The sequence below is a fragment of the Georgenia sp. 311 genome (genome assembly GCF_006151955.1).
In the GTDB taxonomy this organism is placed as follows: Bacteria; Actinomycetota; Actinomycetes; order Actinomycetales; family Actinomycetaceae; genus Oceanitalea; species Oceanitalea wutianyii.
Map to the genome: position 1 here is coordinate 1 of NZ_VDFS01000033.1, position 6618 is coordinate 6618.

Annotated in this window: 7 protein-coding genes; 6 read left to right on the top strand and 1 reads right to left on the bottom strand. The window is 74.1% G+C overall.

Annotation, left to right across the window (positions count from 1 at the left end):
• The coding region (locus FHE66_RS05620) for a DUF3097 family protein (protein ID WP_139071998.1) at positions 1–766 on the bottom strand (766 nt) is incomplete at its 3' end.
• 140 nt (positions 767–906) lie between these two features.
• Between FHE66_RS05620 and hrcA the strand changes: the two genes are divergently transcribed.
• The 6 genes from hrcA to FHE66_RS15390 all read left to right on the top strand — a co-directional run.
• Positions 907–1923 (top strand): heat-inducible transcriptional repressor HrcA, encoded by a 1017-nt coding sequence (hrcA, locus tag FHE66_RS05625; RefSeq protein ID WP_139071999.1) that lies wholly within the window; start codon positions 907–909, stop codon positions 1921–1923.
• Between the two features lie 38 nt (positions 1924–1961).
• The gene (gene dnaJ, locus FHE66_RS05630) at positions 1962–3077 is read left to right on the top strand and encodes a molecular chaperone DnaJ (RefSeq protein ID WP_139072000.1); all 1116 of its coding nucleotides are present in this window, start codon (positions 1962–1964) and stop codon (positions 3075–3077) included.
• A complete protein-coding gene (locus FHE66_RS05635) occupies positions 3077–3835 on the top strand; it encodes a 16S rRNA (uracil(1498)-N(3))-methyltransferase (RefSeq protein WP_139072001.1) in 759 nt (252 codons plus the stop codon). The genes dnaJ and FHE66_RS05635 overlap by 1 nt, the downstream gene beginning before the upstream one ends.
• A 100-nt stretch (positions 3836–3935) precedes the next feature.
• Complete coding sequence (locus FHE66_RS05640) at positions 3936–4976, top strand: PhoH family protein (protein ID WP_139072002.1); 1041 nt, start codon at positions 3936–3938, stop codon at positions 4974–4976.
• 157 nt (positions 4977–5133) lie between these two features.
• Positions 5134–5586: an rRNA maturation RNase YbeY gene (gene ybeY / locus FHE66_RS05645; protein ID WP_139072003.1), complete on the top strand. Its 453-nt coding sequence runs from the start codon at positions 5134–5136 to the stop codon at positions 5584–5586.
• A partial coding sequence (locus tag FHE66_RS15390) for a hemolysin family protein (RefSeq protein ID WP_176554668.1) occupies positions 5586–6618 on the top strand: 1033 nt, incomplete at its 3' end. The genes ybeY and FHE66_RS15390, both read left to right, overlap by 1 nt.

Genomic DNA, 6618 nt, shown 5'->3' on the forward strand with positions numbered 1-6618 from the left:
CGTGCGGCCAGCCGAGCGCGGCGAGCGTGCCGACCTTGATGTCCGTGCCGCGCGGCACGTCCGGCCACGCCCGCAGCCCCACGCGCTCGGGCCGCACCGCCTGCCACACGTCGACGTACGGGTGGCCGAGCACCTTGACGTTGGCCGCGGCCCGCGGGCCGAGCGAGCGCAGTGCCTCGGCGACGAGCCGGGTCTCCTTGGAGCCGGTGACGAGGTGGTCGACCAGCACGCCCGCGCGGCGGGTCGGTCCGGGGCGGAAGTCCGCGAGCACCGCGGCGAGGTTGTCCACGCCCTCGAGCAGCTCGACGACGACCCCCTCGACCCGCAGGTCGTCGCCCCACACCCGCTCGACGAGCTCGGCGTCGTGACGTCCCTCCACCCAGATGCGCGACGCGCGCGCCACCCGGGCCCGGTCCTGCTCGACCGCGATCGAGCCCGACGCCGTGAGCCGGCGCCCACCGGCCGTCACCGGCCCGCGGGGGGCGGCCCGGCGCGCCGGGGGCACGAGCCGCACCGGCTTGCCCTCCACCCAGAAGCCCGCCCCGAGCGGGAACGTGCGGGTGCGGCCCTTTCGGTCCTCGAGGACGACGACGTGCACCCCACCGGACTTCTCCACCCGGGTCACCGCGCCCACCCAGCCGGTCTCGACGTCCTCGACGACGAGGCCGGTCTCGGCCGGCTGGTCCTGGGTCGTGCGGCGGTGGGCGTGGGCACCGGTGCGGTGCGGGTCGGAGGCGAGGACGTCCGAGCCGTAGCGATCGATCACCCCCGCAGGTTAGGCGCGCCGTGGGTGAGGTCACGGGACACGGGGTGGCGTGGCGCGTAGAATTGGCACTCTGGGTCGGTGAGTGCTGACCGCCGGCCTCACCGTCGTACCCGGGCCGACCGCGCGGGAGGAGGGACCTCATGGCTCAGGACCGCCAGCTCGACGTGCTGCGGGCGATCGTCGAGGACTACGTGGAGACGCGCGAGCCGGTGGGCTCCAAGGCGCTCGTCGAGCGCCACGCGCTCGGCGTCTCCCCGGCGACCATCCGCAACGACATGGCGATGCTCGAGGAGCGCGGCTACATCCACCAGCCGCACACCTCCGCCGGGCGCGTGCCCACCGACAAGGGCTACCGGCTGTTCGTCGACCAGCTCTCCACCCTCAAGCCGCTGACGGCCGCCGAGCGGCGGGCCATCGCGCACCTGCTCGACGGCGCCGTCGACCTCGACGACGTCGTCGAGCGCACCGTGCGCCTGCTCGCCCAGCTCACCCACCAGGTCGCCGTCGTCCAGTACCCCTCGCTGCGCAACTCCGCGCTGCGCCACGTCGAGCTCGTGCCGCTGTCGGACCGCCGGCTGCTCGTCGTCGTCATCACCGACTCCGGCCGCGTCGAGCAGCGCTCCCTCGAGGTCCCCACCGCCCTGGACCCCGTCGTGCTCGCCGAGCTCCGCGCCCGGATCAACGCCGGGAGCATCGGGCGCCGGGTCGCCGACATCGGCACCGCCCTGGAGGACACGACCAGGCGCTTCGCCCCCGAGCACCGTCCGCTCGTCTCCCAGGTGGTCGGCCTGCTCACCGAGACGCTGCGGCTGGACGCCGAGGAGCGCATCGTCATGGCCGGGACGGCGAACCTCGCCCGCGCGGACGTCGACTTCTCCCGCACCATCGGCCCCGTCCTCGAGGCGCTGGAGGAGCAGGTCGTCCTCCTGCGCCTGCTCGAGGAGATGTCGGCCGACGACGCCGTGGCCGTGAGCATCGGGCAGGAGAACCAGCACGAGTCGCTGTCGGAGGCATCCATCGTGGCCACGGCCTACGGTGGGGGCAACGAGGGCGTGGCCAGGCTCGGCGTGCTGGGGCCCACCCGGATGGACTACCCCTCGGCGATGTCCTCCGTGCGCGCCGTGGCCCGCTACCTCTCGCGGATACTCAAGGGCTGACCCGCCTCCACCGCCCCAACCCCACAGGAAGAGACCTGGTGAACGACTACTACGAGATCCTCGGTGTGCCGCGTACCGCGACGCAGGAGGAGATCAAGCGCGCCTACCGCAAGCTCGCGCGCAAGCTGCACCCGGACGTCGCCGGCCCGGAGGCGGAGGAGCAGTTCAAGGAGGTCGGGCGCGCCTACGAGGTGCTGTCCAACCCCGAGAAGCGCCAGATGTACGACCTCGGCGGGGAGTCGGCGCTCGGCGGCGGGGGCGCCGCCGGCGGCTTCGGGTTCTCCGACATCTTCGAGACGTTCTTCGGCGCCGCGGGCGGAGCCTCGCGCGGGCCCGCCCCGCGCGGCCGACGCGGCCAGGACGCCCTCATCCGGCTCGAGGTCGACCTGCGCGACGCCGTCTTCGGTGTCGAGGAGGAGGTCCAGGTCGACACCGCCGTCCTGTGCGGGACGTGCAACGGCACGTGCACCCGGCCCGGCACGAGCGTGCAGACCTGCGCCGTGTGCGGCGGGCGCGGCTCCGTCCAGCGGGTGGCGCGCTCCTTCCTCGGCAACGTCATGACGACCTCGCCCTGCTCGGCCTGCGGCGGGCACGGCACGACCATCCCGGACCCGTGCCCCGAGTGCTCCGGCCAGGGCCGGGTGCGCACCCGTCGTGCCATCCCGGTCTCCGTGCCGGCCGGCGTGGACACCGGCAACCGGATCAAGCTCACCGGCAGCGGCGAGGTCGGCCCCGGCGGCGGCCCGGCCGGGGACCTCTACGTCGAGCTCAAGGTCCGCTCCCACCCCGTCTTCGCGCGCCGCGGTGACGACCTCGTCGCGCGCGTCCAGGTCCCGATGACGGCCGCCGCGCTCGGCACCGTGCTGCGCCTGGAGACCTTCGACGGCGTGCAGGAGATCGACATCGCCCCCGGCACCCAGCCCGAGGAGGTCCTCACCCTGCCCGGCCTCGGCGTGGGCCACCTGTCGGGCAACGGGCGCGGCGACCTCAAGGTCGAGGTCGACGTCGAGGTGCCCACCGCGCTGGACGACCGGCAGCGCGAGCTGCTCACCGAGCTCGCCCGGATGCGCGGCGAGGAGCGCGCCGAGCCGCGCCTGGCCTCCGCGTCCAACGGCGTCTTCTCGCGGCTGCGGGACAAGCTCTCGGGCCGCTGATGAGCGCGCCCGTCTTCCTCGGCCGCCCCGAGGACCTCGCCGTCGCGCAGGTCGGGGCCACCCTCACGGTCAGCGGGCCGGAGGGCCGCCACGCCGTCGCCGTGCGCCGGGTGCGGCCCGGTGAGGTCGTCGACGTCGTCGACGGTGAGGGCGTGCGCGCCCGCGGCGAGGTCACGGCCGCGGCGGGGGAGGAGCTCACCGTCCGGGTGACGGACCTCACCCGGGAGCCGGCGCCCTCCGTGCGACTCACCCTCGTCCAGGCGCTGGCCAAGGGCGGGCGGGACGAGCAGGCCGTCGAGACGGCGACCGAGGTCGGCGTCGACGGCGTCGTGCCGTGGCAGAGCGAGCGGTGCGTGTCCGTGTGGGCCGGGAAGAAGGCCGGGCGTGGCCGGGAGCGCTGGCAGTCCGTGGCGCTCGCCGCGACCAAGCAGGCGCGCCGCGCGCGCCTCCCGCACGTCGAGGAGCTCGTCGTCGGCCGGGGGCTGCTCGACCGCGTCGCGCGCGTCGTCGACGCCGGCGGCGCCGTCCTCGTCCTCCACGAGGAGGCCACCGAGCCGGTGACACAGGTGCCGCTGCCCGCCGCGGACGCCGAGGTGCTCCTCGTCGTCGGGCCGGAGGGCGGGCTGAGCCCGCGCGAGGTCACCGACCTCGCCGAGCGGGGCGCGAGGGTCGTGCGGCTCGGGCCGCACGTGCTGCGCACCTCCACCGCCGGGCCGGTCGCCCTCGCGCTCGTCTCGGCACGGCTGGGCCGCTGGTAGGAACCTCCCCCGTCCGGGAAGTTTCGGCTGGACGCCGTCGTTAGACTCCCCGTACACCTGTCACCGACACCGGGAGGATCGGGGCCCCAAGCCCGCGCCCATGGCTCGCAGCGACGACGCGTCCACGCAGGACGCCATGCTCCACCACCAGATCACGGTCCCGGACGACGTGCCCATGGTCTCCCTGCTCGGCCGGCGCGACGAGGTGCTCCGCGCCGTCGAGTCCGGCTTCCCGACCGTCGACATCCACGTGCGCGGCAACGTCGTGTCCTTCGCCGGGCCGGCGGGGGACGTCGCGCTCGCCGAGCGGCTCGTCGACGAGCTCGCGCAGGTGGCCCGCTCCGGCCAGGCGCTCACCGCCGACGCCGTCGGCCGCGCGATCACGATGCTCACCGCGCCGACGGGCGGGCGCCCCGCCGACATCCTCACCCTCGACATCCTCTCGGCGCGCGGGCGCACCATCCGTCCCAAGACGCTCGGGCAGAAGACCTACGTCGACGCGATCGACGAGCACACCATCACCTTCGGGGTGGGCCCCGCCGGCACCGGCAAGACCTACCTCGCGATGGCCAAGGCGGTCCACGCCCTGCAGGCCAAGAAGGTCAACCGGATCGTCCTCACCCGGCCGGCCGTCGAGGCGGGGGAGCGCCTGGGCTTCCTGCCCGGCTCGCTCAACGACAAGATCGACCCCTACCTGCGGCCGTTGTACGACGCCCTGCACGACATGCTCGACCCCGAGTCGATCCCCAAGCTCATGGCGGCCGGGACGATCGAGGTCGCGCCGCTCGCCTACATGCGCGGGCGCACCCTCAACGACGCGTTCATCATCCTCGACGAGGCGCAGAACACCTCCCCCGAGCAGATGAAGATGTTCCTCACCCGGCTGGGGTTCAACTCCCGCGTCGTCGTCACCGGCGACGTCACCCAGGTGGACCTGCCCTCGGGGACGAGCTCGGGCCTGCGGGTGGTCGAGGAGATCCTCACCGGCATCGAGGACGTCGCCTTCTGCCGCCTCACCTCCGCCGACGTCGTCCGCCACCGGCTCGTCTCGGAGATCATCGACGCCTACGAGCGCTGGGACGCCGGACCCGCGGGCAACCGTGCCGACCGCCGCGCCGCCCAGCGCCGCGGGGCCCGCTGACCCGTCACCGCCGTCGCGGCGCGCGCCGCGTTGGTAGCATCGGGTGAGCGCACACCGCGTGCGCCACCCCCGTCCTCGAGGAGATGTCGGGCCTTCGCGCCCTGCCCATGCCGCACCACGCCGCCACCCCGACCGCACCGTCCCACGGGGCGCGCCGATGAGCACCGAGGTCGCCAACGAGTCCGGGTACGACGTCGCCGAGGAGGAGTTCGCGGCGCTCGCCCGCTACGTCCTCGAGCAGATGCACGTCCACCCGCAGGCCGAGCTGTCCATCGTCTTCGTCACCACGGACGTCATGTCCGAGCTGCACGAGAAGTGGATGGACGAGCCCGGTCCCACCGACGTCCTGTCCTTCCCGATGGACGAGCTGCGGCCCGGCCGGCCCGGTGAGGAGCCCGTCGAGGGCATGCTCGGGGACATCGTCCTGTGCCCGGAGGTGGCGGCCGCGCAGGCGAAGGTGGCGGGTCACAGCACCGCCGAGGAGCTCCTGCTCCTCACGACCCACGGCATCCTCCACCTCCTGGGCTACGACCACGCCGAGCCGGAGGAGGAGAAGGAGATGTTCGCCCTGCAGCGCCGCCTGCTGCTGACGTTCCTCGCGGAGCGTTGATGGACGGTCTCCTCCCCGACGTACCCGAGTGGTGGCTGCTCGCGCTCGCCCTCGTCTCCCTGCTCCTCACGGCCGCGCTGATCGCCGCCGAGGCCGCGCTGCGCCGCATCGGGCGCACCGCGCTCACCGAGCTCCAGGTCGCCGAGCGGCCCCGTGCCGGGCGCGTCGCCCGCCTCGCCGCCGAGCGGGACACGACGCTGCCCGGGATCACCCTGGCCCGCGTGCTCGCGGAGATGACGACGGCGGTCGCGCTCACGCTCGTCGTCGCCGACCTGCTGCCCGAGTGGTGGCAGGTGCTGCTCGTCGCCGTCCTCGTCGCCGCGCTGCTCATCGCCGTCGTCGCCGGGGCCACGCCGCGGCGGCTGGGCACCCGTCAGCCCGGCCAGGTGCTCCACGCCCTCGTGCCGTTCCTCGGCCTCGTGCTCGCGCTCACCCGCCCGTTCGTCGCCGTCGCCCGCGCGCTCACCCCGCGCTCGCGGCTCACCGAGGCCGAGGCGCGCGAGGAGGCCGTGGAGGACCTGCGCGACATGGTCGACCGGGTGAGCCAGTCCGAGCAGCTCGCCGACGACGAGCGCACGATGCTCCAGTCGATGTTCGAGCTCGGCAGCACGCTCGTGCGCGAGGTCATGGTGCCGCGCCCGGACATGGTGACGATCGACGCCGGCAAGCCGCTCACCAAGGCGCTCGCCCTGTTCGTGCGCTCCGGCTTCTCCCGCGTGCCCGTCGTCGGGGAGTCCGTCGACGACGTGCGCGGCGTGCTCTACCTCAAGGACGTCCTGCGCCGCACGCACATGCGCCCCGAGGCCGCCGGCGACGCCGTCGAGACGACCGTGCGCGAGGCGGTGTTCGTGCCCGAGACCATCCTCGTGGACGACCTGCTGCGCGAGATGCAGGCCAAGAACTTCCACATCGCGATGGTCGTCGACGAGTACGGCGGCATCGCCGGTCTCGTGACCATCGAGGACCTGCTCGAGGAGCTCGTCGGCGAGCTCACCGACGAGCACGACCGGGCCGAGCCGGTCGTCGAGCACC